Source organism: Arthrobacter sp. 18067 (assembly GCF_902706295.1).
Classification (GTDB): Bacteria; Actinomycetota; Actinomycetes; order Actinomycetales; family Micrococcaceae; genus Arthrobacter.
In genome coordinates, this window is record NZ_CACSJJ010000001.1 from 528,740 (window position 1) to 554,033 (window position 25,294).

Annotated in this window: 25 protein-coding genes; 14 read left to right on the forward strand and 11 right to left on the reverse strand. The window is 62.9% G+C overall.

Going from position 1 to position 25,294, the window contains the following annotated elements:
- Nucleotides 1–11: 11 nt before the first annotated feature.
- A complete protein-coding gene (locus GVL04_RS02240) occupies nucleotides 12–767 on the forward strand; it encodes an SDR family NAD(P)-dependent oxidoreductase (RefSeq protein WP_159698857.1) in 756 nt (251 codons plus the stop codon).
- An 82-nt stretch (nucleotides 768–849) separates the two neighbouring features.
- Nucleotides 850–1,203, forward strand: coding sequence for an oxidoreductase C-terminal domain-containing protein (locus tag GVL04_RS24810; protein ID WP_159699110.1), 354 nt, complete (start codon nucleotides 850–852; stop codon nucleotides 1,201–1,203).
- A gap of 1 nt (nucleotide 1,204) precedes the next feature.
- Here GVL04_RS24810 and GVL04_RS02250 read toward each other — a convergent pair whose 3' ends face one another.
- Nucleotides 1,205–1,486: a helix-turn-helix domain-containing protein gene (locus GVL04_RS02250; protein ID WP_159698860.1), complete on the reverse strand. Its 282-nt coding sequence runs from the start codon at nucleotides 1,484–1,486 to the stop codon at nucleotides 1,205–1,207.
- 30 nt (nucleotides 1,487–1,516) lie between these two features.
- Nucleotides 1,517–1,693 carry a hypothetical protein gene (locus GVL04_RS02255; RefSeq protein WP_159698863.1) on the reverse strand — a complete coding sequence of 59 codons (177 nt, stop codon included), beginning with the start codon at nucleotides 1,691–1,693 and terminating at the stop codon, nucleotides 1,517–1,519.
- Between the two features lie 196 nt (nucleotides 1,694–1,889).
- Here GVL04_RS02255 and GVL04_RS02260 point away from each other — a divergent pair, with 196 nt between their 5' ends.
- Nucleotides 1,890–3,023: a crosslink repair DNA glycosylase YcaQ family protein gene (locus tag GVL04_RS02260; protein WP_159698866.1), complete on the forward strand. Its 1,134-nt coding sequence runs from the start codon at nucleotides 1,890–1,892 to the stop codon at nucleotides 3,021–3,023.
- A 102-nt stretch (nucleotides 3,024–3,125) separates the two neighbouring features.
- The gene (locus tag GVL04_RS02265; protein ID WP_159698869.1) at nucleotides 3,126–4,589 is read left to right on the forward strand and encodes a glycosyltransferase; all 1,464 of its coding nucleotides are present in this window, start codon (nucleotides 3,126–3,128) and stop codon (nucleotides 4,587–4,589) included.
- A gap of 59 nt (nucleotides 4,590–4,648) precedes the next feature.
- Here the strand turns inward: GVL04_RS02265 and GVL04_RS02270 are convergent, their stop codons facing one another.
- Nucleotides 4,649–6,805: a glycoside hydrolase family 3 protein gene (locus tag GVL04_RS02270; RefSeq protein ID WP_200846718.1), complete on the reverse strand. Its 2,157-nt coding sequence runs from the start codon at nucleotides 6,803–6,805 to the stop codon at nucleotides 4,649–4,651.
- Nucleotides 6,806–7,070: 265 nt separating this feature from the next.
- Nucleotides 7,071–7,637 (reverse strand): TetR/AcrR family transcriptional regulator, encoded by a 567-nt coding sequence (locus GVL04_RS02275; protein ID WP_159698872.1) that lies wholly within the window; start codon nucleotides 7,635–7,637, stop codon nucleotides 7,071–7,073.
- A 92-nt stretch (nucleotides 7,638–7,729) separates the two neighbouring features.
- On the opposite strand from GVL04_RS02275, the gene GVL04_RS02280 reads away from it, so the two are divergent.
- Nucleotides 7,730–9,145, forward strand: a complete 1,416-nt coding sequence (locus GVL04_RS02280) for an MFS transporter (protein ID WP_159698875.1) — start codon at nucleotides 7,730–7,732, stop codon at nucleotides 9,143–9,145.
- A complete protein-coding gene (locus tag GVL04_RS02285) occupies nucleotides 9,142–10,506 on the forward strand; it encodes an amidase (RefSeq protein WP_159698878.1) in 1,365 nt (454 codons plus the stop codon). Before GVL04_RS02280 ends, GVL04_RS02285 begins: the two co-directional genes overlap by 4 nt.
- A gap of 151 nt (nucleotides 10,507–10,657) precedes the next feature.
- Here GVL04_RS02285 and GVL04_RS02290 read toward each other — a convergent pair whose 3' ends face one another.
- The 4 genes from GVL04_RS02290 to GVL04_RS02305 form a co-directional block, all read right to left on the reverse strand.
- Nucleotides 10,658–10,852: an SDR family oxidoreductase gene (locus tag GVL04_RS02290; protein WP_159699113.1), complete on the reverse strand. Its 195-nt coding sequence runs from the start codon at nucleotides 10,850–10,852 to the stop codon at nucleotides 10,658–10,660.
- A gap of 47 nt (nucleotides 10,853–10,899) precedes the next feature.
- A complete protein-coding gene (locus GVL04_RS02295; protein WP_159698881.1) occupies nucleotides 10,900–11,697 on the reverse strand; it encodes an SDR family NAD(P)-dependent oxidoreductase in 798 nt (265 codons plus the stop codon).
- Between the two features lie 82 nt (nucleotides 11,698–11,779).
- On the reverse strand, nucleotides 11,780–12,736 hold the full coding sequence (locus GVL04_RS02300) for a LysR family transcriptional regulator (protein WP_159698884.1): 957 nt from the start codon (nucleotides 12,734–12,736) through the stop codon (nucleotides 11,780–11,782).
- Nucleotides 12,737–12,765: 29 nt separating this feature from the next.
- Nucleotides 12,766–13,974 (reverse strand): MFS transporter, encoded by a 1,209-nt coding sequence (locus tag GVL04_RS02305; protein WP_235036128.1) that lies wholly within the window; start codon nucleotides 13,972–13,974, stop codon nucleotides 12,766–12,768.
- Nucleotides 13,975–14,279: 305 nt separating this feature from the next.
- Here GVL04_RS02305 and GVL04_RS02310 point away from each other — a divergent pair, with 305 nt between their 5' ends.
- The 6 genes from GVL04_RS02310 (at nucleotide 14,280) to GVL04_RS02335 (ending at nucleotide 20,542) form a co-directional block, all read left to right on the forward strand.
- Nucleotides 14,280–15,299 carry a VOC family protein gene (locus tag GVL04_RS02310; protein WP_159698887.1) on the forward strand — a complete coding sequence of 340 codons (1,020 nt, stop codon included), beginning with the start codon at nucleotides 14,280–14,282 and terminating at the stop codon, nucleotides 15,297–15,299.
- Entirely contained in the window at nucleotides 15,299–16,240 is a 942-nt protein-coding gene (locus GVL04_RS02315; RefSeq protein ID WP_159698890.1) for a fumarylacetoacetate hydrolase family protein, read from the forward strand. Before GVL04_RS02310 ends, GVL04_RS02315 begins: the two co-directional genes overlap by 1 nt.
- Entirely contained in the window at nucleotides 16,237–17,244 is a 1,008-nt protein-coding gene (locus GVL04_RS02320) for a cyclase family protein (protein WP_159698893.1), read from the forward strand. Before GVL04_RS02315 ends, GVL04_RS02320 begins: the two co-directional genes overlap by 4 nt.
- A gap of 95 nt (nucleotides 17,245–17,339) precedes the next feature.
- Nucleotides 17,340–18,464: an FAD-dependent monooxygenase gene (locus GVL04_RS02325; protein WP_159698896.1), complete on the forward strand. Its 1,125-nt coding sequence runs from the start codon at nucleotides 17,340–17,342 to the stop codon at nucleotides 18,462–18,464.
- The gene (locus tag GVL04_RS02330) at nucleotides 18,461–19,540 is read left to right on the forward strand and encodes an amidohydrolase family protein (RefSeq protein WP_159698899.1); all 1,080 of its coding nucleotides are present in this window, start codon (nucleotides 18,461–18,463) and stop codon (nucleotides 19,538–19,540) included. Before GVL04_RS02325 ends, GVL04_RS02330 begins: the two co-directional genes overlap by 4 nt.
- Before the next feature lie 15 nt (nucleotides 19,541–19,555).
- Nucleotides 19,556–20,542 carry a fumarylacetoacetate hydrolase family protein gene (locus GVL04_RS02335; RefSeq protein WP_159698902.1) on the forward strand — a complete coding sequence of 329 codons (987 nt, stop codon included), beginning with the start codon at nucleotides 19,556–19,558 and terminating at the stop codon, nucleotides 20,540–20,542.
- Nucleotides 20,543–20,581: 39 nt separating this feature from the next.
- On the opposite strand, the gene GVL04_RS24910 is transcribed toward GVL04_RS02335, so the two are convergent.
- The gene (locus GVL04_RS24910) at nucleotides 20,582–20,911 is read right to left on the reverse strand and encodes a fibronectin type III-like domain-contianing protein (RefSeq protein ID WP_369122333.1); all 330 of its coding nucleotides are present in this window, start codon (nucleotides 20,909–20,911) and stop codon (nucleotides 20,582–20,584) included.
- Nucleotides 20,912–20,970: 59 nt separating this feature from the next.
- Here GVL04_RS24910 and GVL04_RS02340 point away from each other — a divergent pair, with 59 nt between their 5' ends.
- Nucleotides 20,971–21,369, forward strand: a complete 399-nt coding sequence (locus GVL04_RS02340) for an ATP-binding cassette domain-containing protein (protein ID WP_159698905.1) — start codon at nucleotides 20,971–20,973, stop codon at nucleotides 21,367–21,369.
- Between the two features lie 311 nt (nucleotides 21,370–21,680).
- Here the strand turns inward: GVL04_RS02340 and GVL04_RS02345 are convergent, their stop codons facing one another.
- Nucleotides 21,681–21,884, reverse strand: a complete 204-nt coding sequence (locus GVL04_RS02345) for a hypothetical protein (RefSeq protein WP_159698908.1) — start codon at nucleotides 21,882–21,884, stop codon at nucleotides 21,681–21,683.
- Between the two features lie 1,602 nt (nucleotides 21,885–23,486).
- On the opposite strand from GVL04_RS02345, the gene GVL04_RS02350 reads away from it, so the two are divergent.
- Nucleotides 23,487–24,176: a hypothetical protein gene (locus GVL04_RS02350; protein ID WP_159698911.1), complete on the forward strand. Its 690-nt coding sequence runs from the start codon at nucleotides 23,487–23,489 to the stop codon at nucleotides 24,174–24,176.
- A 751-nt stretch (nucleotides 24,177–24,927) separates the two neighbouring features.
- Here GVL04_RS02350 and GVL04_RS02355 read toward each other — a convergent pair.
- Entirely contained in the window at nucleotides 24,928–25,260 is a 333-nt protein-coding gene (locus tag GVL04_RS02355; protein ID WP_200846719.1) for a tRNA-binding protein, read from the reverse strand.
- Nucleotides 25,261–25,294: the final 34 nt, after the last annotated feature.

Here is a 25,294-nt window from a genome sequence, read left to right on the forward strand (position 1 = left end):
GGAAAAAGCTCATGGACATCCAGAGCACAGCCGCCATCGTAACTGGCGGAGCTTCCGGGCTGGGAGCGGCTACCGCCCGTGCCCTGGCAGCACGGAATGTTGAAGTATTTGCCATTGATCTGGAACAGTCTCTGGCAGATGCCCAGCCGGTCGAAGGCATTACCTATCTGGCGGCCGACGTGACAGACCCCGCAATTGTGCGGCAGGCCGTCCAACGGGCCGCAGCAGATCTCCCTCTGCGGGTGGTCATAAACTGCGCAGGGATCCTACCCATGGCGCGTGTTCTTGGTCGAAATGGCCCACACGACCCATCTCTCTTCGCTAAAGTTCTCGAAGTCAACCTCATGGGCTCCTTCAACGTCTTGGCAATAGCCGCCGGCGAAATCCAGAAGACACAGCCGGACGCCCAGGGTCAACGGGGCATCATCATCAACACCGCATCGATCGCCGCCTACGAAGGTCAAATTGGTCAGGTCGCCTACGCGACATCGAAAGCCGGCATCGTCGGGATGACCCTGCCCGCAGCCCGAGACCTGGCCACTCACGGTATTCGAGTCAACGCCATTGCCCCAGGGGTTGTCGAAACACCAATGATGGCCACTGTTACACCGGAAATCCGCGAAGGCCTCGCAGCCGGCGTCCCATTCCCGCAGCGCCTCGCACGCCCTGAAGAATTCGCCCAGCTTGCTCTGTCCATCATCGACCACGACTACATCAACGGTGAAGTAATCCGCATGGATGGAGCCCTGCGGATGCAACCGCGGTGAGCCCCTCAGACCACACCCCCACGTTAACGTTCTTATAGCCTCTAAACGAGCAAGAATCGGGGTGGCCGCCCCGTCGGCCTAGCTGCACTGGACGGCCGCTTCCGAGCAAGGTGTTAACGCGGGGCACAACGCGGTCAGTGATGCGAAAGAGCCATCCGACACCGTCCCGTACTACTGGTCCGACCTGTACGGCAAACGCCTTCAATTCGTCGGGGTGGCAACTGGGGACGAGATGGTGGTGGTTCGCGACGAGCTCCCTGACGGCGGATTCCTAGCCCTCGCCCGCTCGGGTGACCGGATCTCCGCTGCCTGCGGGATCAATATGCGGCGACAGGTAGGCGTTGCCCGTCGGCACATCCGGCAGCAGTCGTCGTGGAGCATAGCCTTGGAGGATCTCGGCGTAGATGAAAGCCCGCCCGTGCTTTCGAGGGTTTAGCTCAGGTGTTGGGCCTGCCCGTTGGAAGACGGTGCAGGCCCTTCGCTGTCAGAGCAAGCCATAGTTCCACCCGGGTATCCAGCTGGTCCAAGGGCTGGCCTATGAGCTGCTCGATCTTCCGGAGCCTGGTGCGCACGGTGTGCCGATGGACCTGAAGGCGATCTGCGGCGGGGTCAATTTGACAGTTCGCGGTCAGCCAGGCTTCGACTGTCGCCAAGAGCGCTCCACTCGGATCGGCGTCGGTGAGGAGCGCGAGGACGGCATCGCTGAACGTCTGGGCCATTTCCAGATCGGTAGCGTTGGTAAGCCAAGCTCAGGTGAAGCCTCGCCGGTAGGTCACCGGGAGACCGAGGTTACGGCTGGTCACCAGGGCAGCCACTGCCTGAGCCTGGGATGCCGCAAATGTGCCGGGCGTCGTTAGAGCACCGATTCCGGCGGCTAAGTTGGGGGCGAACCTGCGAAGGTCCTGTTCTATATCGGCGTCCGCCATGACAATACCCTCCCGGCAGGCCCAACGACGGCACGTTCTTTTGGGCAAAGTAGGAAAGCATCTCAGCTGCTGCTCCCACTGGTGTCGCCGCTTGGCTCGCACCCACCGCATCTGCGGGTGGCAAGACGGGCGACAGCACTCCCGCCCCACCGCATGTGGCGGTACGGTGTTGCTCTGCAGAGGAGACTCGACGCCCATGGAACCGACTACACCTCATATCGGCACAATTCGTCTCGTGGACGCACTCCAGTGGAGGCTCGACAGGCACGCACTGGTTGGCGCAGGTGCCACATCGGTTCCTGATGCGGTCGAACGCATGGTCGTAACGCGGGCCTGGCCATCGGAAGCGGCGGACCTGACAGTCGCTTTACGGCATCGCGACCCGAAGCGGGATGCCTTGAATCGGGCGCTGGAGTCCGGGGCCGTGGTGAGAAGCTACGCGTTTCGCGGCGGCTCCTTCATCTTTACCCCTCCTACCGCAGCCGATCTGCTGATGACGCGTACCGCGACCCGGATATGGGAAACGAACCGGTGGCAGGAACAAGGCGGCTTTGCGATCAGCGATTGGCAGCCGTTACGCGAGGCAATGCGCGAAATCCTGGGAGATGGGCCAATGACCCGCTCGCAGATCAGCGAAAGACTCGACAGGATTCCCGGCTTACGGGATCTAGCGCAGGCGGCGTTGGGAGCGGGCGCTGACAGCCTGTACAAACCGCTGCATTGGTGGGGCGACATTTGCTTCGGCCCGACACGCGGCGCGGAAGCGACATTCCAGTTAGCCGGACCCGTGCAGGATGAGCCCGCCGACGCCGCCGTCGATGAAGCCGGCAGAAGGTCGATTCGCGCCTACCTGCACTCCTACGCGCCGGCCACCGTCGATAATCTCGCCTACTGGCTGACCCAAGGGCTCGGCGTGCCCCGACGCAGGCTCCTGTCGTGGATCGGGGACCTCGGTTCCGAGATCACAACGATCGATGTTGATGGGGTGCCCTCACTGGCGCTAACAGAAGACGTGGCCTCCATCGCATCCGCCCGCTCGTCCGAAAGCCTTCGGCTCCTGCCAGCATTCGACCCCTGGTTCTTCGGACCCGGCACTGCAGACAATCGCCTCATCCCCACCGCCCAACGGGCCCTGGCGTCCAATAGCTACCCACTGGTCATCTCAAGGGGCAGTGCCGTAGCTACGTGGCGCGTGCGCGCCCAGACTGTCGTCGTCAAACCCTTCGCACCAAGCTCCCAGCTGCAGTTCCCGCTACTAGAAGACGAGGTCCAGCATCTCGCCCGGATCCTGGACAAAGATCTCGACGCAGTCCTCGACCCCCATGCATGAGACATCTCCGCAGACCGCAACAGCATGTTGTTGCCAGCATTCCCATCCATGAAGGGGTGTAGGCCAACCCTCCACGGGAATGCAGCCTGCTAGCCTCACCTCATGCGCACAACGTCGGCACGAGCCAAAGCCACCGCCAGCGGACAGCGCGTACTCATCCTGTCCGCAGGCGTGGGATCGGGGCATAACAGCGCTGCGGCGGCGGTGCAGCAAGCATGTGACGCACGCGATGACATCGCCGAGGTGCAGGTGCTTGACGTGTTGCAGGTGAGCAGCGTTCTGTACCGCGCGCTGCTGGGCAAGGGCTACTTCGTCCTCGTGGAGGATTTACCCTGGCTGGTCGAGTGGGGCTATGACATCAGCAACCCGCCGTTCCGGCGTCGTGGCCCGATCGACCCCTGGACGCGGGTGAACGCCGGCCCGGTTGTCAGTGCCATCAAGCGGTTCCGGCCCACCGCGATTGTCTGCACGCATTTCCTCCCGGCTCAGCTGTTGGCCTCACTGCTCCTTCGCGGCGTGGTCGATGCGAGGACAGCTGTGGTGACCACCGACTATGACTTTCAGGGCCTGTCGCTCTCTGGTGCGTTCCATAAGATCTTTGTGGCAAGGGAGGAGGGAAAGGTGGAGCTCATGGCGCTCGGCCTTCCCTCCGACCGTGTAGCTGCCACTGGAATCCCGATTAACAAACAGCTAAGTCCGGCGCCCGTACGCGATTCCAACAGGCCACCGATGCTGCTCATCTCGGCAGGCGCGACCGGTGGCGACTACGCACTCTCGGTGGTGCGGCAGACGATGCATATGCGCTCGGCGTTCACGGCCACAGTCGTGTGCGGGCACAACGATGCGCTCCGGCAGCGCATCGAGACGCTCGTCGCGCCGGCTGGCGACCGCTACAGCGTACTCGGATTCACGACAGACATGCCGCAACTACTGCAGCGGGCAGATTTGTTCGTGGGCAAGCCGGGCGGGCTGTCGGCGTCGGAGTGCATGGCTGCGGGGCTCCCCATGGTGCTTGTGAATCCGATCCCTGGTCAGGAGGTGCGCAACGGCGATTACCTCATGGAGCAAGGGGCGGCAGTCCGCTGCAACGCAGCGGCAACCATCGGCTGGAAAATCGATGGGGTGCTGCGCGAACCCGGCCGTTTACAGAAGATGCAGGCGGCGGCGCAAAGAACAAGTCGCCCCGATGCCGCGGCCGACGTACTCAGCGACCTGCTGGGCGGGCCGTCCCGTCCTCTGGTGGTAACGCGGGCGGCGCAAAGGACGATTCTTGCCGCCAGCGAGCAGCGCTTCGTCGCCACAGACCTTACGGGGCCTTCCTCATTGATCCGCTTGGTTGACCAGGCTTCGGGCAGCACGGTTGCACTGTTGCAAGAGGAGGAGTTGGCGGATCTGCAGAAGCGGTACACGACCCCGGACGGAGACTTGGTGCTGCGCCCAGGCCGGGCGTCCCTGCTTCTCCACTGGGAGGAACGTCGGCTGCTGCGCGCTATGCTGCGGGGCGACGACGAGCTGCGTGTCCGTGTCGAAGGGCCGTTGGCGACGTTCCGCGATCTTCCCGGATAATTGGCGGAACCCTTGACTACATCAGGCCGGCTTGCCGTCTGAAATACCGTCCTGGTCAATCAGCCCTCCGTACGTCGCAAGCGGACGGCGTTCTCCCAGCTTTCCGGGCTGTGTTGGCTCGCTTGCAGGGCCCACTCCCCCGAGCGGGGAGACCAGCGCCGTGTGGTCGAATCGCGCCGCAGGGTGGGGCCCGCATCCAAAACGACCCGCACTGTGGTCTCCGCGCCAGGCTCCAGGGTCACCTTCCGGAAGCCCAGGAGCTGAGCCACAGGTCTGCGGAGGGACACATCTGCCGCGTAGACCTGAACGACTGTGGAGCCATTGCGGTCGCCCTTGTTTGCTATGAGCACGTCGGCATGGCCACCTGTGTTGTCGAACGTGTGGCCGAGCAGCCGGTGCTCGATCCTTGTATAGCCCAGGCCAAAACCGAACGGGAAGGCTGGCCTATGCCCCTCGCCGTCGAGCAGGCGCTGACCCCATTGGTCGTCATAGACAACGGACTTTGCCGCAGAGTCAAAGAATGGCAGATGCGCTGCCTCCGTTGGCAGCACGAAGGGCAGACGACCTCCGGGCTCCTCATTGCCGGTCAGCACGCTCGCCAGCGCGCGGCCGCCTTCCATCCCGCCATACCAGGCGAGGAGGAGCGCGGGCACGCGGTCTCGCCATGTTTCGGTGAGGATCGCACTGCCGCTGACAAGCACGACGACGGTCCGAGGGTTCGCGGTGGCGACCACCTGGATAAGCCGCTCGTCAGAGGGGCGGAGGTTGAGCGAGCTGCGGTCGCCGCCCCGGACGAATCGGGAGGCCAAGTGTGCGAGTCCGATGAGCACCCGGCGGAGGGGCCCTGAGCCGAATTCCCTACCGAGCACGCCCACGTCAACACCTCCGGTGACAACGGATTCGCCCTCGTCGTGTTGGTCCAGGCCTACGACGACGATCGCCGTCTCCGCCGCGGCCGCCAACGAGGCCGCGCGGCGTTCGTCCCGACCGTTCGTCGTGGTGATCCTGACCCCCGGAAGCGCCTCACGCAGGCCCTGCAGCGGCGAGACAGTGGAGGGGGGCCGTACGCGGGAGGAGCCGTGATCGCCGAGGTTCGCTTGTGCCGCGAGTCGTCCGATCACGGCGAGATGCCGGGTAGCGGGAGCCAACGGCAGCAGCGGCGCCGCGCCGACGGCTTCATTCTTCAGCAGGACGATAGAGTCCGTCGCGACCTCGTGGGCGAGCGCCCGATGGGCCGGAGAGGCAATGACGGCGCGGGAAGGGACCGCCGAGTCCCGGGTCGCGGCGTGCTGCACGCACGTGCGCAGAATGCGGCGTGCGGACTGCAGCACGGTGGAACGGGCCAAGTCACCGAGGCGCAGTGCGGCCGGCAGCGCGCGGGCGCGCAGCAACCGGAGCGGCATCTCCACATCCATTCCCGCCTCGAGGCTGACGACCGCGTCGTGCGTCCCGAACACCCAGTCGCTCGTCACGAATCCGGAGAAGCCCCACTCGTGCCTCAATACGTCCGTGAGCAGGGCTCGATTGACATCCATGTACTCGCCTCGCACACGGTTGTAGGAACTCATCACGGAGTCTGCACCGGCGTCAACGACCGCTTTGAAGTGCGGGAGATAGACCTCGTGCAAAGAGTGTTCGTCCACCGCCACGTCCACCTCAAAGCGCTCGTTCTCCATCGAGTTGAGCGCAAAGTGCTTCACGCACGCCATGGTATTCACACGCACACCTCGGGTGAGGGCCGATCCCATACGGGCAGTGAGCACCGGATCCTCCCCGTAGCACTCCTGCGCCCGTCCCCACGCTGGGTGGCGAAGCAGGTTCACGCAGACCGAGGCCGAGTAGTTCGCTCCCCGCGCCCTGGTTTCCAGACCGATCGCGACCCCGACGCGTTCTTCCAGCAATGGATCCCAGGTCGCTGCCCGCGCAATTGTCACCGGGAAAGCCGTAGAGGCGCCGATCACTACACCGCGGCCACCGTCGCTGAACCGAATGCCCGGTATACCGAGCCGCGAGACCGCCCCGGCCACGAACGGCACCCTGTCCAGCAGTATCGGGATGAACGGGAGCACCAATCTGGGCGAGTCGCCGTCGAGCAGCCCGAGGATCTCCCCATCCGTCATCATAGTGATCAGCTGGCTCGCCGCTTCATCCGCGGTGAACTCACCCGTCCGGACTGCCCGGACGGCATCCTCGTAGGCGCTGCTCTCTGCCGGCATCGTATCCGTCGAAGCCAGCCCTCGCGTTCGCGCTTCCCGCGCCAATCTCCATACACTGACGCCGGCAATAGTCTTCATGCCTAAGTCTGCACCCTGTTAGTGCGCGTAGTGGGCGTGACCGTTACGCCCCCGTGCCGGTCGTGAACTCGTCGGCAAGTCCGGCCCCGGGCACCGCCAGACGGCGTACGAACGCTGGAAGGACACCACGGATCTCGTTCTGACCCACCCGCATCCAGACCATGTCCACGGGTTGGCGGTGGTGGCATCAAAAGCGCCTGATGCCGCCACCCAGCAGCCTGGCCACCAGCCGGTCTCCGTAACCAGAAGCGGGCCGCTCCTTGGTGAAGAGGATCCGATACAGGATGGGTGCCGCGACGTGGTCGATGATCTCGCTAACCGGCGGGGCGGTTTCATTCGGGAATCGGGCGAGGATCTGGGTGATGGCGTCCATGGCGTACTTCGCGCAGATTCCCGTGTTCTCCCCGCTGCTGTCGCCTGCCAGCACGTCCGCGACGTAGGACCTGCCCGGCCCTGAGCCCATTTCTTCGAGGAAGTGCTCGGCCCAAAGGCTGAGATCGCCGGCCAGTGAGCCGGTTTCCACTGGCGGTTCCGTTTCGCGGAAACGGTCAGCGGCGACATCCGACAGGAGGGCTGCCAGATCGCCCCAGCGGCGGTAGACCGTGGTCGGATTCACCCCGGCGAGTGTCGCAATCATGGGGACACTGAGGTCGTCCCGGCTTGTTGTCAGGAGCAGTTCCTTGGTCGCCTCGTGCACGGCTTGTTGAATGCGGGCACTTCGGCCGCCGGGCCTGGATCCAGTGAGGGGCGTCATGGATCAAGTCTAAAGCAGAAATATTGCTTTTGCGGGAACCTGGGCATACTCTGAGCTAAACGCAAGTTATTTGCTTTACGAAAGCAGGAACTATGACCACGGAAACCTCAGCCGCCCCGTTACCGGTGAGGGCCACCCACCGAATGGGGCCCCGTTCAGCCTTCGCGCTGCAGGCCGCGATATCGATTGCCTTCCTTGCCGCCTCCAGCGCGCCAACGCCCCTTTACGCGATGTACCAGTCATCGATGCAGCTTTCGAAGCTCCTGATCACCGTCATCTTCGCGGCCTATTCGATCGCGCTCCTCGTCGCGCTTCTCGTCGTCGGCGCCTTGTCCGACTACGTGGGCCGGCGCACGGTCATCATTGCCGCACTGATTCTGGAACTCGCTGCGATGATCGTCTTCGCCGTCGCGGGCAGCTCCACGGAACTCATTGCGGCCCGGGCCCTCCAAGGCCTGGCCACCGGCGCCGCAACGGCCGCCCTGGCAGCCGGCCTCACCGACCTCTTCCCAGCCAAAGCCCCCGTCATGAACAGCGTCGCACCCATCCTGGGAATGGCCGCCGGCGCCCTCGGATCAGCGGCCCTCACCACCGTGTCCACGTTCCCGACCATCGAGGTCTTCATCGTCCTCGCGGTGCTGTTCGCCGTTCTGCTGATCGCAGCCTTCCGGCTACCCGAAACCGCCGCCAGGAAGCCCGGCGCCTTGACGTCCCTGGCAATCCGGCTGACCGTCCCCGAAGCTGCCCGCGGCCCCCTCCTTACCGCGGCACCCATGCTGGTTGCCATCTGGGCCATCGGTGGTTTCGTCCTTTCCTTGGGCCCCGCCCTGGTCCGCGCCGAAACCGGCTCCGACTCGCCCCTGGTGGGCGGGTGGTTCGTCTTCGCCTTGACCATCTCAGGAGCCATAGCCGTCGTGGTGATGCGCTCCGTGGCCCCGTTGAAGGCGTTCGTCATCGGCGGCACCGCACTCGCAACCGGCGTCGGAGTTCTTCTTCTCGGTGTTCTCAGCCATCAAAGCGTCCTGTTGTTCATCGGAGCCGCTATCGCCGGGGTGGGCTTCGGTGGCGGATTCCAAGGCGCCATGCGGACCATTATGCCCACGGCAGCACCGGGCGAACGTGCTTCCCCGCTTGCCACCGTCTATGTCATCAGTTACCTCGCAACAAGCGTGCCGGCCATCGGCGCCGGAATGTTGGCCTCCTCATGGGGAATGACGGCAACGGCCATCACCATAGGAAGTGCTGTAATCGCCCTTGCCCTCGTGGCACTGGCATCCGTGCTCATGCGGCCCCGGACCGCGCCGCTTCCCGCCCCGTCCACGGCCTACAGCACAGCCGATATCCGACGTCACGACGATCGGACAGCACTGGGATCCCCCGCTCACCGCCATGCAGCCATTGCGGCCACAGCCACGCACATCACCACCGTGATCGGCACCTTGCGGGACCTCGACCTCAGCGACACTCCCCCGTCGCCTACACCCATCACCCTGGAGAACGTCCGATGAGTATCCTCGCTCCCGCTTCGTCCGCGTCCATTACTTCCATCCAGCAGGGCTTCGAGTCCGGCCAAAGCACTCCCCAGGACCTGCTCGAGACCTACATCGAACAGATCGCCTCCCGCGAACCTGACGTGTCCGCGTTTTCGAGCCTCGAACTCGAACAAGCACGCACCCAGGCTTCCCGGGCCACGCAGGAAATCATCAACGGCCGAAGCCGAGGACCGCTTCATGGCGTTCCCCTGGGCATCAAAGACATGATCGACGTCGCCGGAATGGAAACCACTGCCAGTTCGAAGGTCCGGCGCGGTCGCGTCGCAGCCACAGACGCACCAGTCACTGCGTCCCTACGCGCAGCCGGCGCAGTCATTCTGGGCAAAACACACACCCACGAATTCGCCTACGGACTGACGACACCTTCAACCCGCAACCCCCACGATCTCCAGCGAGTAGCGGGAGGCTCCAGCGGCGGCTCGGCGGCCGCCCTTGCCAGCCACATGATCGCCGGAGCACTCGGAACCGATACGGGAGGTTCCATCCGCGTCCCGGCGTCGCTGACCGGCGTCGTAGGCCTTAAGCCGTCCTTCGGCCTGGTCCCCCGAACCGGTGTCATCCCACTGGCGTGGTCGCTGGACCATGTCGGTCCGCTCGCACACACTGTTCCCGACGCCGCGATCCTCCTCAACGCGATGGCGGGGTTTGACCCCCTGGATCCTGGAAGTGCCCGCCGGGAACCCGTGGACTACACAGCCGGTCTGCACCGCGACCTTGCAGGGGTTCGGATCGGGGTTCCGAGGAACTTCTTCTTCGACCACGTCGCCCAGGACGTCGAATCGGGTGTCCGCGCTGCCATCGACACCCTGGCTACACACGGCGCGTCCCTGATCCCCGTGGACGTGCCCTCCACGGAACTGTTTCACCCCGTGCAGTGGGGACTCATGGTCTCTGAAGCCAGCGCTTATCACGCACGGGACCTGAGATCAGACGCGGACCTCTACGGAGACGACGTCAGAATCCTCCTCGAAGCCGGAGACCATATGCTGGCCACCGACTACATCAACGCCCTGCGCGCACGGACCAAAATCATCAGCGAATGGAATACCCTGTTCGGCACCATCGATCTGCTGGCCACCCCCAGTACGCCACAAACGGCAGCCCTCGCCGACCAAGACAAGTTCGAATGGAGCGATGGCACCACGGAAACAGTCTCAGACGCCTACGTGCGCCTCGCTGCTCCCGCCAACCTGACAGGGCGACCGGCCATCTCCGTACCAGCAGGCCTTGACCGCACCGGCCTCCCGGTCGGATTCCAGCTCATCGGCCAACCGTTCCAGGAAGACCTGCTGCTCCGCGCGGCAAACAAAATCTGATCCAGGGTCACGTTGCGCCCAGTCCTCCTACCCGTGAAGAGGTGCAAGCCAACCACCACCTACCGCATGAACGAAGAGAGGAACACATAAGCCCAGTACAGGGCAAGCGGAGGGCCGACCGGCCACGACTTTGATCCCGCTCCCGCCAGGTTTATCCGCCCAAGACCGCGCCGGTCAGCGAAGCGCATCGGAGAGCTGCCACCGAGCCGACATAGACTATCGAGGCCCCTGACGACATTAATGGGACGCAGGCCTGCATGCCCGGCAAGGCCCCTGTCACGTTAACTTCCGATGCCGCTGCGAGCTCTGCTGGGGTGGCCTCAAGGAGACGGCTGCGGCGGGTGATGCCGGCGTTCTATCACTGCAGTGTTGTCCTTCGTTGTCCGAGAAGTGTCAGCCGGGCAGAACAGCCGACCACCCGCCGTCGACCATGAGGTTCGCGCCGGTCACATAGGAAGCGTCATCTGAGGCGAGGAACAGCGCACATGCGGCCACCTCCCCCGCTTCACCTACCCGCCCGAGGGGAATGTGGGCAGCTATACGCCGCATGGGATGGTCCTTGGCCAGAAGGTCCGCTTCGGTAGCCTGGGTGCGGATCATGCCAGGGCTGACGCAGTTCACGCGGATCCCTCGGGGAGCCCCTTCTGCAGCAAGTTGCTTGGTCATGGCCACGACGGAACCCTTGGTTGCCGTGTGTGCCAGCCGCCCGTTGGTGACCGAGCCGGTCACCCCTGCCGTCGAGCCGACAAGTACGACGGCGGACTTGCCGGCTTTGCTGAGCATCGGCCAGAAGTGCCGCACGGGAAGGAAGACGACGTCCACCTCGTGCCGGAAATTCCACGTCCAGTCCTCATAGCTGATGTCCTCCAACGCTGCGAAGCGAGTGGCGGCAGCATTGGCATAGAGCACATCTACCCGGCCATGCTCATGGAGCACGAAATTGGCCCATTCGAGCACGGAAGCCTCGTTAGTCAGGTCAACAGCGCGAGCCGCAGCCGCCTGGCCACCGTCGGCACGGATCGCTTCCACCGTTGACTCTGCCCCTTCCAGATCGAGATCGCACCCCACCACGATTGCTCCCTCACGGGCAAACAGCATGGCTGCCGCCCGGCCTTGCCCCGACGCGATGCCGGTGATCACCGTTATCTTTCCTGCGAGTCGGAGCGGCGGTGCGGTGGTGTTGAGTGTCATGCCTCCATCCTCCGGTCAGGGGAACTATTGAAGAATGGCCCGTTTCGGATACGACCTATCCATGACGTGGATAGTCCTGGCGTCAGTTATTGGAAACTGCCATGACCGTGACGGGATGCGCCTTCACCGGAAAGAACTCATGAAGCTGCGAACAAGCGCGCTGCACCACAGAACGGAGCCATACGTTTGCAGGGTCCTCCGTCTGCGACGGATGCCAGTACATCGCCTCCACCAAGGCGGCTTCCAAATCCTCGGCGAACTCAAGAACCTCAATAGATGCCCCGCGCTGCGCCCTCGCGGCCAGCATGCGCGGAACCAAGGCCACCAAGTCCGTGCCCTCAACCAATAACGGCAGCGACAAGAAGCCAGCCACCACCGCCGCCACCCGGCGTCGGACGCCCCGGGATTCGAACAGCTTGTCAGCCGGAGTGCTGATGCCCTCGCCGAAGTAGCCGACAGCATGCGGCACCCCGACAAGATCTTCGACGGTCAAGGTGGGAAGCTGAAGGAGCGGATTCCCGGCGTCGGCCACAGCCACGAAACTGTCCCGGAAAAGCTGCTTAGCGTCACCCTGCATCTTGTAGCCCGTTGGTCCCACCAGCAGGTCCATCCTGGAGTACTCCGCCATGGTGCCCTGCAGTCCGGACGTGGGGACGAAATCCACCACCACGTGCGGTGCCTCCTGTTGCAGGATCCCCCGCAGCGGCCCCACGATGAGTGCGGCCGCATAGTCGGACGCAGCAATGACAAACTCCCTTTCGCTCGTAGCGGCATCAAAGCCCGATCGAACACGTGTGGCCCGCTGGACGTGAAGCATGGCTTCATCAACCAGCGGGACCAATGATTGTGCGAAGGGAGTGAGATCGTAGGTTCGGCCGTTGCGAACCAGCAGTTCGTCGTCGAAATGCCTTCTGAGCCTGGCCATCGCCGCACTGGTGGCCGGCTGGCTGAGCTGGAGCCGTTCCGCTGCCCGGGAAACATTCCGCAGCTCCAACAGGACCTGCAGTTGGGGCAACAGGTTCAAGTCCAGGTTCTTCATTTCCCTAGGGTATCCAGCCGCCGGCAACTTTACTGGCTGATGGTGACCAACCGAGGCCCCCGGACCAGGATCGCCACCAAGGCAAGCGCGCAAGCCATGCCCAACGCCCCAAGTGCAAGGCTGAGGTTCCCCAGGCCAGCAGCAACTGCGCCAAGAACAATCGGGGTGAGGAACTGCCCGATGAACAGCGTCCCGGTCCAGATGCCGGTACCGCGTCCCCGCTGGGCGAAGTCCAGGCCGTTGACCGCCCACGTCAGGAGTGTCGGCAGCAGCACTCCGGTACCGGCACTGGCGATAACGGCGCCCGCGATCGCCAGCGGGACATTCCCGGCCAACGAGACAAGGCAAAGCCCGACGGCGGCCAGTCCGAAAGCGCCGATCAGCAGTTTCCTGGTGCCCAGCTTGGCAAGGTACCGGAAGGAGATGGCGCCTGCTGCAGTGGCCAATGAGGCGATCGCAGCGGCACCGCCAATGAGCCCAGTATCCGTGACGCCCAAACCCGTGATGACATACGGCAAGTGGACGATCAGCGCGTAGAACACGATCCCGCCGAACAGCGTCACAGCGGCCGGGGCGCCAATCTGTCGCCACGGCACCGGCTGTTTCGTGGTGGTTGTGGGCGCGACTTTTGCAGGCTCCCACAGCTTAAGGACCATGGGGATCACCAGCACGGCGCTCACCGCGTAGAGCCAAAACGGAGTCCGCCAACTGATGCTGCCCAGGGCGCCGCCCAAGGCAAAGAACGCGGTGGCCGCCAGCGCGCTGACCATGGTCTGGAGACCGAGGTACTTGTTCCGCTGCTGTCCCGAATAGTAGTCGGTGATCAAGGTGGTGCAGCAGGTCATGATGGCCGCCTCGGCAATCCCTACGCCGACTCTCGAGAAAGCGATGGCGCCAAGGGAATCCAACCACAACGGTGCCGTCCCAAAAAGGGCGTACGCCAGCATCGCATAGATGAGCAGCTGCTTGCGCCCCATCCGGTCCGCGACGTAGCCCGCAAGGGGCGAGAACAGTGCTACGAACAACGCCGGCAGGGTGAGGACCAAGGGAACCAAGATGGCGACACCAGCGGTATCGGCAAAGACCTGGTTCAGAGTAGGGAGGACAGGTGCCAGTAGAACCGCGCCGAGTACGGGCATGCAGCTGCCAGCGACCAGCAGTGCGGCCTGGGTCTTTCCGGCCGTCCGGCCGTCAGCTGGTGGACGGGTCTCGATCGCAGTTGGATCCATGGTGCTCATTGGTGTTCCTTCGCCTTTGAAGATAATCCCCCGGAAAATGGCAGAGGTGCCGGGAGGGACTGCACTCACTGTGGCAAGGGGCCGGCAGGCGGAGAATAGCGGTTTCCGTATAGCTGCTATTTGTTCGGTTGATGGGTGGTTTCACTGGGTCGGGCTGAGAGTGCCACGGAAGGCACCATTAGTATTCGTGCGGCGGATAGTTGCTATCAGATAGTTGCCCTTCTCCGAATACGTGATATGGCTCATGGTTGTTACAGGACCTGCAGATCACTGTCCGAGTCATCAGTACTTAGAAGGAATTCATCGTGGAAACTCCCCTTTCTCATCTTGCCCACCTCGAAATCACCACTCCGGACGTCGAAGCCTCGGCACGGTTCTACGAGGAAAAGTTCGGCATGCGCATCATCGACCGCGAGGATGGCAACGTCTACTTGCGGTGCTGGGGCGATTACTACCGCTACAGCCTCGTCATCACCGAAGGTTCCGAAGCATCGCTCGGACGGATGGCGTGGCGCACCAACTCCCAGTCCGCCCTGGAAGCAGCTGCAGCCCGGGTCGAAGCAACCGGCGTGCAGGGTACCTGGACCGCCGGTGGCCACGGCTTCGGCAAGGCCTACGAGTTCACGGGCCCCTACGGACACCACATGCGCCTGTTCTATGACGTGGAGAAGTTCGTCGCCGAGCCCGGCTTCGAATCCACCTATCCGGACCGTCCTGAGCGTCGCAGCAGCCACGCCGCCGCTCCGCGTTTCCTGGACCACGTAACTGTGGCTTCCTCCGACGTCCGGGGATTCGCCAAGTGGTACAACGAAGCACTCGGCTTCCGCGTCATGGCGTTCGTGGACCTGGACGAGGCACCCATCACGGTCTTCTCCGTGCTCACCACCAACGAGAAGTCCCACGACCTCGGCGTCGTCCTGGACACCTCCCAGCGGGCCGGCCGAGTCAACCACATCGCTTTCTGGGTGGACGCCACCGAGGACCTGCTCCGCACTGCTGACGTGATGATGGAAAACGGCACCCCTATGGAATACGGCCCCTCCATCCACGGAGTGGGTGAACAGAACTTCCTCTACTTCCGCGACCCCTCCGGCCTGCGCGTGGAACTGAACTCCGGCGGCTACCGCAACTACGTTCCGGACTGGGACGCCAACACCTGGAAGCCGTCCGAAGGTTCCAACAACTTCTACAAGAACGGCGCCATGCCGCACTCCATGACCGAATCCTTCCCGCCGGCCGAAGGTTTCACAGCCACTGAAGAAGGTGCTTCCGCTGAAATGAAGGAAGCACTCCTGAACCCCTACGCAAAGCAGGGCCGCGGCTAATGACGCAGCCAGACTATGCACTGATCCGCTTCCAGGAGCAGGGCGCAGACAAAGCACAGACCGGCTTGCTGGTCGGTGACCGCGTGCTGCCCCTGGACAGCGACATCAACTCGCTGATCCAGCACTGGGAGACCACCGAAAGCGAGCTCGACCAACTGGCCGCAACGGTTGGCGCAGAAGGAGGCCTGGCGCTGTCCGGCGTCGAGGTCCTTGCCCCGGTTGAACCCGCGCAGGTCCTGCAGACCGGAGCCAACTACCGCAAGCACGTCATAGACCTGGCTGTGGCGCACCGTGAAGCGGGCCAGGACGCCGAGGAGGTACGCGCCAAGACTGCCGCGATGATGGACAAGCGGGCAGGCCAGGGAACGCCGTACTTCTTCATCGGCCTCCCCACGGCGATCGCGGCCGCCACGGACGACCTCACCCTGCCGGGGTACAGCAAGTCCCACGACTGGGAACTGGAACTCGCGGCAGTGATCGGTAAGGAAGCCTTCCGCGTCACACCCGAGCAGGCGCTGGAGCATGTCTTTGGGTACACCATGGTCAACGACATCACCACGCGCGAATATGTGTTCCGTAAGGACATGCCCGCCATCGGATCGGACTGGTACCGCGCCAAGAATGCACCGGGTTTCCTGCCCACCGGTCCCCTGCTGGTCCCGGCCAAGTTCTTCGGTGACCCGCAGGATGTCCAGGTCACGCTGAAGCTCAACGGCAAAGCCATGCAGGACGAATCGACTCAGGACATGATCTTCGGTGTCGCCAAGCTGGTCAGCGAAGCCTCCCAGATCATGCCCCTGAAGCCCGGTGACTTGGTCCTGACCGGCAGCCCCGCGGGCAACGGCCAGCACTGGGGACGGCTCCTGCAGGACGGCGACATCATGGAAGGCACCATCACCGGGCTCGGCACCCAACTCATCCACTGCATGGACGAACAGTGACCACTGATGCCGTAAACGTTTCCCTGATCCAGCGATCCGATCCGCTGGCGAGCATCACTGCGGCCGCGGAGCAGTACAACAACTGGGGCCGCTGGGGCGCGGACGACGTCCTTGGAACGCTGAACTTTATCGACGCGGCAAAACGGGTCGAGGCTGCTGCGCTGGTGACCACCGGGGAGGCGTTCTCCTTATCGCAACCGTTCGACACCAACGGACCCCAGAAGGGATGGCGCCGCCGCACCAACCCCGTCCACACCATGACTGATACCGGAGTGGACGCGGAGCGCGGGAACCAGGGCTTCCCCCACGGGTTCGGCGGAGCTGATGACGTGATCGCCATGCCGCTGCAATGCTCCACGCAATGGGACGGGTTGGGCCACATCTTTGATCGGGGCAAAGCATGGAACGGCCGTGCCGCCGGCGATGTGGTCACCTCCGAGGGGGATCTGCTCACCGGGATCGAAACCGCCGCGGCCAAAATCGTCACCCGTGGCGTGCTGCTCGACGTCGGCCGTGCACTCGGTCCGGAGTTGGGTCGTAGCGACGGGGAACTCCCTGATGGCTTCGCGATCACCCCGGAACACGTGGAACGCACTATTGAGCTCCAGGGGACCAGCTCCACAGTCCGCCGCGGGGACATCGTGGTGATCCGGACCGGGCAGTACACCCGGGTCCGCCGGGAAGGCTGGGGCGACTATGCAGGCGGGTCGGCGCCGGGATTGTCTTTCAGCACCGCGGCCTGGCTGCATGCCTCTGAGATCGCCGGAATCGCTACGGATACCTGGGGCTTCGAGGTCCGCCCCAATGAGTTCGAGGGCGCTTTCCAACCGCTCCACCAGATCGCCATCCCCAACCTGGGGTTGTTCCTGGGCGAAATGTGGGATCCGGATGCCTTGGCTGAAGCATGTGCTGCCGACGGCAAGTACGACTTCATGCTCACGGCAGCCCCACTCCCCATCACCGGGGCTGTCGGTTCACCGGTCAATCCGATCGCCGTCCGCTAGCAGGTCCAGTTGTCAGGTTGAGGACCAACGAAGGTCCCGGAGCTATAGACAGCAGCACAATAGGCAGTAACGCCGTCACCACAAAGGAGTCAAAGATGGCAGCAGTACAAAAGGTTGGAATCGTCGGAGCGGGAGCTGCGGGACTGACCGCCGCCATCCTCCTCACCGACGGGGGCGTCGATGTCGAGATTCTGGAGAAGGCCGCCGAGCCGCAGACGCTGGGTTCGGGCATCACCCTGCAGGGCAATGCCCTGAGGATCCTGCGCGAACTCGGCGTATGGGAGCAGGTGGAAGCGAAAGGCTACCCGTTCAGTACTCTGGGCCTGCGCGCACCGGACCCTGCCGGCACCACCATTGCCGTGCTTGAGGACATCCGGACCGGAGGCGACGACCTTCCTGCCACCTTGGGCATGTACCGTCCCGACCTGACCGCGATCCTGCGCGAACGCGCCCTGCAGGCAGGCGCCCGCATCACGTTCGGCAAGACGGTCACGGGCATAGAGGACGACGGCGACAGCGTCACCGTGCGTACCTCCGACGGCGGCAGCGCCCGCTATGACCTCCTCATCGGTGCCGATGGGCTACATTCCGCAGTGCGCAAGGCCATCGGCATCGACGTCGAACCCCAGCCAACCGGCATGGGCATCTGGCGGGCCTTCGTGGAACGCCCCGAGGACGTTGTTCGGACCGATCTCACCTACGGCGGCCCCTGTTTCATTGCCGGGTATTGCCCCACCGGCCCCGACTCCATCTACGCCTACCTTGTAGAGCGGGCCCAGGAGCGCAAGCACGAGGACGGTCCGCGCATCATGACCGAACTCGCGGCAGCCTACGGCGGGCCGTGGAACGAGATCCGGGCCAGTCTGAACCATGGCGCGCGCATCAACTACACCTGGTTCACCACGCACCTGGTGGATGGGCCGTGGAATCGCGGGCGCACTGTGATCATCGGCGACGCCGCGCACAGTTGCCCGCCCACGGTCGCCCAGGGCGCCGCCATGGCCTTCGAGGACGCTGCGGTGCTCGCCGAGCTTCTCATTTCAGCCGACCACCTCACGGAAACCCTCTGGAAGGAGTTCACCGACCGCCGGTTGGAGAGGGCTACGGCGGTCGTCAAAGCCTCAGTCCAGCTTGGCCAATGGATGCTGGATGGCGTTCGCGACGCCAACGTTCCCGGTCTGATGAACTCGCTTTCCACGATGTTGAAGGAACCCGCATGAGCACTCGCCCCTCCGAAGCACCGGCACCTACAGTCGACGTGCATGCCCACATCCTGATTCCGGCCCTCCAGCAACGGGTGGCGGACGCCGACCCGGACGGTTTCGCTGCACTCCAAGCCTTGGAAATGCGGCGGAACGGCCCGGAGTCGCTCGCTGCATCGGGGCGCATGATCAAGGAACGGTGGCCTCAGCTCACGGATTTGGATCGTCGTCTGGCTGACATGGACGCCCAAGGAGTGGATGTCCAGCTCGTCTCGCCCTCGCCGTCGCACTTCTATTACTTTGCCGGCGAAAAGCTATCCCTTGAGCTCGCCAAGCAGGCCAATGAGGCAGTACGTGACTTCGTGGACAGCGCACCGGACCGGTTGAACGGTCTCGGGCTGGTGCCCTTGCAGCATCCCCACCTCATGGTCGAAGCACTCGAACACGCTGTCCTTGAACGTGGGCTCCTTGGCGTGGAAATTGGGTCCTTCGCAGCCACGCCGGCTGACCCCGAACGCAGCACCGTGGAGCTTTCCGATCCGCGGCTTGTGCCGTTCTGGAGCCGGGCAGAGGAACTGGGCGCCATCGTGTTCCTTCACCCCTTCGGCTGTTCCCTGGACGAACGCCTGGACCGTTACTACCTGGCCAATACTGTCTCCCAGCCCGCCGAGAATGCTGCGGCTTTGTCCCACCTGATTTTCAGCGGAGTCCTGGACCGGCACCCGAACCTCAAGATTGTGGCCGCCCATGGCGGAGGCTATCTTCCAACGACCATCGGCCGTTCCGACCACGCGTGGAGGGTCCGCCCCGAGGCACACAGGTGCGCCGAACCGCCGTCGTCCTATCTCCGGCGGATCTTCTTCGACTCCCTGGTCCACAACCCCCGTGAACTGCGCGCGCTCGTGGAGGCGGCCGGCCCGGGGCAGGTGCTGCTCGGCTCGGATTACCCCTTCGACATGGGGTCCGACAACCCTGTTGAGGAAGTGCATACCGCTGAGCTCCCGGTCGCGGACACGGCCAAGGTGCTCAACGGCAACGCCGCCATCCTGGGCATCACAGCCGCCGCAGCGGCGTCCGATCTGCCCACCGCCTAAGGAAGCAAGGATTCAATGGTCAAGATAGCGCGCTGGAATCACGACGGCGGCACTCACTCCGGTTTCGTTGACGGCGGGAACTGCTACGCAATGCCCGACGGACGCACCGTCAACCACCTCCTGGAAGCAGGTCTTGCCAACACCCTGGAGCTGGCAGCCGAAACCCTGAGGAGAGCAGCCCCGATCACCCTGCAGGACGTTCGGCTGCTGGCACCCTTGGTACCCTCCACCATCCGGGACTTCGTGGCCTTCGAGGAACACGTGGAGGGTGTGCGCAAAAGCATCGCTGGCGTAGCGGGCGTTGTGGCCGAATGGTACGAAGCGCCGACGTTCTACTTCACCAACCCACATACGGTGACAGGCACCGGCGAGGTGATCGGAATTCCCGCGGGCTGCAGCGATCTGGACTTCGAAACCGAAGTAGCCGCCGTCGTCGGGCACGTGCCGGGAAGCGACGGCAGGAACCTGTCAGCGGCAGAGGCTCACCGGCACATCTTCGGCTACACCATCCTCAACGACTGGTCTGCGCGGGACCTTCAAAGGCGCGAAATGAAAGTCAGCCTTGGCCCCTGCAAAGGCAAAGACTTTGCGAACACTCTGGGTCCCTGGATCGTGACGGCCGACGAGTTCGAGCACCTGCATGACGACAAGGGCTTCCTGCCGATCTCCATGGCGGTGGAGGTCAACGGCGAACGGATTGGCCAGGATCTGCTGTCCAACATGGGGTGGCCGTTCGCGGAACTCGTGGCATACGCATCACAGGACTCCGTGGTGCGCCCGGGCGATGTGCTCGGATCCGGAACCTGCGGCAGCGGCTGCTTGGCTGAGCTGTGGGGGCGCAACGGTTCGATGACTCCCCCGCCGCTGAAGACTGGCGACGTCGTGCGGATGACCGTGGAGGGCATTGGAACCATAGAAAATACCGTGGGCGGGCGTCGCGAGGCGTCAACTCGGGTACCTGCCAGAACCCGGCCCCGCAACCGGGCTGTGTCTGCCGCCTAGCCTGGGAAGGGCTGACAACCTCTCCCATTTCCTGCGCAATCACCGGGAAAGCAGTCTCATGACAGATGACCAGCTCGCCCACCACCGTTCCGTCGAACCCACCGCTTCGAACGCACCCGCCCTCCACCACATAGCGGCCGTCGTTGTCCCAGAAGCCGGGATCCTTCCAGCCGAATTCAAAAGAAAGGGTTTGGTATCGCCGGTTTGCAAACTGCTACGGGTGAAGGCACGCAGCCGACGGACCGGTTGGGCGAGCGAGGCAACGAGGTCCCGGATGAACATCATGGTGACTTCGTCCCCCTCACGCGCGCCAGTGTTTGCCACGAAGACGGCCACTTGTGCTGACTTGCCGGCACGAAAGTCTTCCATGGTGATCCGGATGGCGTGAGGCTCAGATCCCCGTATTCGAAAGAGGTGTAGCTGAGGCCGTGGACGGCGTAAACCTGTCCGTCAAGGCTGGGGAGACCCTCGCCATCGTCGGCGAATCAGGCTCAGGAAAAAGCACGACAGCCCCGGCAACCATAGGCTTGGCTCCGGTCACCAGCGGCACCGTCCGTATCCTGGGGCAATCCTTCGCTGACTCACGGCATCGTGAACTGCGCAGCCTCCGTGAACGCATCGGCGTCGTTTTCCAAAATCCAGCAACATCACTGAACCCAAGATTCGCAGTCAGGAACGCCGTCGCCGAACCCCTGAGGATCCATCGTGGGCTGCGGGGCCGAGGACTTTACGACGTCGTTGGCCAGTTGCCCGCCGACGTCGGATTGGGTGGTGGCTGGGGCGAGCTTACCCGCATGAGCTGTCCGGTGGCCAGCGTCAAAGGGTAGCTATCGCGCGGGCGGTGGCTCATGACGGTCGGTTGTCTCACCAACGATGCTCGACTGGGTCAGCGCTCTAAGGCCTTCTTGATTTGAAGCTCTCCGCGCCCTGCGAAGAGCAGTGGGTCAGATTGACTAATTGACTCCGACCGGGGAACCCACGAGCCGTTCTCCCTGACAAAAAGCGCCTTAGTGCCGACGTCAGGCGAGAGCCCCTCTACTTTCGGGCACGTTCTGCGTGCGCGGCCAGTCACTAACCTGACGACCCGCACCACCGGGCAGATCGCCATGGCCGGCGCTGTTATGTGCTGCCTGGGCGGTCAACTGGCTGGCGCCACCACGTCCTCCAACGCTGACCTGTCGAAGAAACGGATCTCACCCGTTGCCTCGAAGAACACCGGAACAACGGATGTGCTCAGGTCCTTGGATGTTTCGTAGATCTCAGCCGCAGCCCCGTGCTTCCTGGCAATTGTTCCAACGAGCTCGGTACCGCGCACCCGGACAGTTCGATATTTGTAGCTCATGGTGACCCCTTTGTCGGCTAGGGCAAACACTACCCGGGGAGGTCACCTTTGGGAGGATGGCTGGCATGGCGCCTTCACCAGGCGGCGAACCTCGGCCATTTCGACCGCACAACGACGACGAAAGCGCGAGCTTGCAATGGAGGTGTGTGAGTAGGAAATCCGAAACATACCTGCCCAGTCAAAAGCAGACTTCAGTGTGGACAATGTCCACACCCCTTTGGTCTGACAAAGCGTTCGTTGGCCCGGTCTTCTCGCTATGGGAACGAGCCTAAGCCAAGCCCTTTGACGCAGGATCTCGAAGTCATGCTGTGCTTAGCCGTCCTACATATGAAGAGGTGTAGGACAACAACGACCTACCGGACGAACCAAGAGAGGACCCTCGTAGCCGCAGTTCAGAGCAAGCGGAGGGCCAACCAGCCACGACCCTGAACCCGCTCCCCCACAACCAAACAGGCGACCCGCGGCGCCGGGCACACCCCGCGGCCCGTGTCAGAGGGACCTGACCAACCAGAATGTACACACGTTAAAGCAAAAACCCCCTCTGACGAGGGGGTCGGCTGTGCCCGAGGTGGGACTCGAACGTGATTCCCGGGCACACAAACGCTAGGAAGTGGCCGAAACATGCGGAATCCGGGCCAAACCGGCGGCCGTCCGAGGCAGTCCGGGGCGAGATGTGCGGACAATGTCCACACATCTTTCTTCTTTGTATCGCGGCCGAGCACTCAGTCGCGTCTGAGTACACGCGCCCAAACTCCGCGGGTACACCGCTTCTGCGCCAGCTGAATGCACCTCCGAACTGGTATACATGCTTGACGCCTCCTTCTTCGCATGTATCAGGGAGGTCGTGACCGAAACCAAATGACTCACGTGCTGACGACACTGGAAGGTCAGGTCCGGAACCTCTGCAATAAGGGAGCCCGCCACTCCGGCGAGCTCAGTATGACTTGACGGTGGATCTTCCGTTGACCGCCAGCCCCACAACATCGAGCACCGGATACATCAGCCACAACACTTAATTGCTCGGAGCTGAGAATCCTGGAACCAATGCTCAGCGACTCGTATGCGGAATCAGTTGACTGGAAATATCTACGCCCATCTGCAAGGATGCCAAGTTGCTATACAATTCAACGACTCCAGTGATTGATCATGCAATTTGACTGGAAATATTTGAGCGACTGTGCAAGGATTCCGCCGGATTGACTTGAATGATCCTAAAGGCTCTTCAACCTGGACCACTTACTGGCCAACCTTATCTGCGCCGCGGCAACAACCACTCGCTGATAAATGCACAATCGCATCATTTGTTTCGTATATGCTTGCTTCCATGCCTTCTCACAGGAGGGCAGTACTAACCGCGTGTACTCACGTGTCACGTCGGAATTATATTGGGGAATCAATGCATCGTTTATTCAGTAAGGGCTTAGCGGCATCCGGGATTGCTGCGGCACTTATTCTCTCTTCATCCCTTCCAGCGACTGCGGTAGCAGCACCCTCTAATGCAGATCCGTCTGCTTTGGAGAGCGTGCTGGACGCCCAACCGTTTACGGATGCATCTCAAGCCGTGGACGCCGATCAAAAAATTTCGTTGTCCCCGACGGATCCATGACGATCGGATCCGCAAAAGGCGACAAAGTAAGCGTCAGCGCGAGTGCCGATGGGCATGTGAGTCTCACAGAGGCGGGCGACGTAAGCTCCTCCGAGATTGCAGTTGCTCCGTCCACTTCCTTCGTATTCGCCGCCAGGGAAGGCGCCTCCGGAGCGGGGTTCGCCGTTCTCAAGGACGCCTCGGCAGCCCGATCCTTCGGCTTCGATATCGAGGTCAACGGGACTCCGGCGCAGCTGAGCGTCGGCTCTACAGGCAGCGTTGTTGTCATGGATGCGACGGGTCGGGTCGTCAACTACGTGGAAGCGCCGTGGGCAAGGGACGCTAACGGAAACGATGTAGCGACCAGCTACAGCGTTGAGGGTGGTCGCCTGATCCAAAAAGTTTCACCCTCGGCCACGTCCGTCTATCCGATCGTTGCAGATCCGCAGTTCGGCTGGAACGGACCATTCCCGGTTGTTCGGTTCAACAAGGCCGAAACCAGCACCGCCAGGGTTACCGCTGGAGTTCTGTCGGTCTGCGGCAAAATCGCTGCGGGACTTCCAATCGGGTACGCAGCGTGCGCCATCTCAGCCGTTCAAGTCGCGGCCCAAGCCGCGGTGGCCAACGCACGCGGGGAGTGCGTACTTCTTGCACCTGCTCCGATCGGCGTAATGGCATTCCGCTACACTGGTGGCTACTGCCAGTAATTGGAGAAAAAATTGTTGAACTATATTCGCGAGGCCGCAGAAGCACGCCGCGCAACAACCGGCCGTCGCGCCTATGGCTACATCACAGCAGGAATTATCATTCTACTCATGCTGACAGTAGTCTTATGGCAAATGCCACTTTGGCTATTCTTCGCTATCGTGGCAGTGAGTGTGGTAATCGACATTATCCTTGTACGAAAATGGATAAATGACGATCTGCTCAACGGATCCAAAGTTCAACCGTAGAGCTTTATCTCTCTCGAAATGAGGGCAGCAACGCAGCACAACTGCGTCGCTGCCCTCTTTTGTTAAGTCGTAGGGCGCAGCATTCCACTGCAAAGTTGACCTCGGCTCTACACACGCCGGGACGACCGACGGCCATCAAGACCCTGGCAATGCACACAACCCTTTCAAGCCAAGGTTGCCTCAAGAAAAGATCTCGCGCATGACACCACCACGAGAACGTTGCAAAGCCCCGCCCGCCCGGGGCTCGGTGAAGCCCAAAGGCCCTGCTTCCCCGAGCACGCTCCCCCGTCACCCCCGTCCATGCGACCGAAAGTGATGACTCGTCCGCGGCCTGCGCCCAAAGCGTCTAGTCCGTGGCGTGCGGAGAGGCTCAGAGTAATCCTCCAACTCGCAGGATGCCGATAACGGGGCGTATGTCAGAACCAGAAGCTGTTCGCCCATCCGCAACGAATGAGACGATGCGCAAAGCAACATCCGCGGTCCCAGAGAAGCCCGGTGCCGGCGTCTAGTAGAGCTGACCGCCGATGGGCACGGCTTTGTCCGGAACGACGAGAACGCATTCACCGTCGGCGTCGGGCACGCCGAGGGTGAGTACTTCGGACATGACGGGGCCGATGCGGCGTGGCGGGAGGTTGACGACGCACATCACTTGGGTTCCGGGCAGCTCCTCCAACTGATAATTGGCCGGTAACTGGGCGCTGGAGCGCTTAACCCCGATTTCCGGGCCGAGGTCGATCCAGAGCTTGTACGCGGGCTTGCGCGCTTCAGGGAACTCTTCGGCCTTGACGATTTCGCCTACGCGGATCTCGACTTTTTGAAAGTCGGGAAATTCGATCACGATGTTTTCTCCTGTTTGGTCATGGACGGCGGGC

Coding starts and splice junctions, on each gene's coding strand:
- GVL04_RS02305 (WP_235036128.1), bottom strand. CDS start 13,974: ATGAGCACCATGGATCCAACTGCGATCGAGACCCGTCCACCAGCTGAC.
- GVL04_RS02275 (WP_159698872.1), bottom strand. CDS start 7,637: ATGACGCCCCTCACTGGATCCAGGCCCGGCGGCCGAAGTGCCCGCATT.
- GVL04_RS02350 (WP_159698911.1), top strand. CDS start 23,487: ATGACGATCGGATCCGCAAAAGGCGACAAAGTAAGCGTCAGCGCGAGT.
- GVL04_RS02240 (WP_159698857.1), top strand. CDS start 12: ATGGACATCCAGAGCACAGCCGCCATCGTAACTGGCGGAGCTTCCGGG.
- GVL04_RS02260 (WP_159698866.1), top strand. CDS start 1,890: ATGGAACCGACTACACCTCATATCGGCACAATTCGTCTCGTGGACGCA.
- GVL04_RS02265 (WP_159698869.1), top strand. CDS start 3,126: ATGCGCACAACGTCGGCACGAGCCAAAGCCACCGCCAGCGGACAGCGC.
- GVL04_RS02295 (WP_159698881.1), bottom strand. CDS start 11,697: ATGACACTCAACACCACCGCACCGCCGCTCCGACTCGCAGGAAAGATA.
- GVL04_RS02300 (WP_159698884.1), bottom strand. CDS start 12,736: ATGAAGAACCTGGACTTGAACCTGTTGCCCCAACTGCAGGTCCTGTTG.
- GVL04_RS02315 (WP_159698890.1), top strand. CDS start 15,299: ATGACGCAGCCAGACTATGCACTGATCCGCTTCCAGGAGCAGGGCGCA.
- GVL04_RS02255 (WP_159698863.1), bottom strand. CDS start 1,693: ATGGCGGACGCCGATATAGAACAGGACCTTCGCAGGTTCGCCCCCAAC.
- GVL04_RS02285 (WP_159698878.1), top strand. CDS start 9,142: ATGAGTATCCTCGCTCCCGCTTCGTCCGCGTCCATTACTTCCATCCAG.
- GVL04_RS02335 (WP_159698902.1), top strand. CDS start 19,556: ATGGTCAAGATAGCGCGCTGGAATCACGACGGCGGCACTCACTCCGGT.
- GVL04_RS24910 (WP_369122333.1), bottom strand. CDS start 20,911: ATGGAAGACTTTCGTGCCGGCAAGTCAGCACAAGTGGCCGTCTTCGTG.
- GVL04_RS02250 (WP_159698860.1), bottom strand. CDS start 1,486: ATGGCCCAGACGTTCAGCGATGCCGTCCTCGCGCTCCTCACCGACGCC.
- GVL04_RS02345 (WP_159698908.1), bottom strand. CDS start 21,884: ATGAGCTACAAATATCGAACTGTCCGGGTGCGCGGTACCGAGCTCGTT.
- GVL04_RS02280 (WP_159698875.1), top strand. CDS start 7,730: ATGACCACGGAAACCTCAGCCGCCCCGTTACCGGTGAGGGCCACCCAC.
- GVL04_RS02270 (WP_200846718.1), bottom strand. CDS start 6,805: ATGCCGGCAGAGAGCAGCGCCTACGAGGATGCCGTCCGGGCAGTCCGG.
- GVL04_RS02330 (WP_159698899.1), top strand. CDS start 18,461: ATGAGCACTCGCCCCTCCGAAGCACCGGCACCTACAGTCGACGTGCAT.
- GVL04_RS02325 (WP_159698896.1), top strand. CDS start 17,340: ATGGCAGCAGTACAAAAGGTTGGAATCGTCGGAGCGGGAGCTGCGGGA.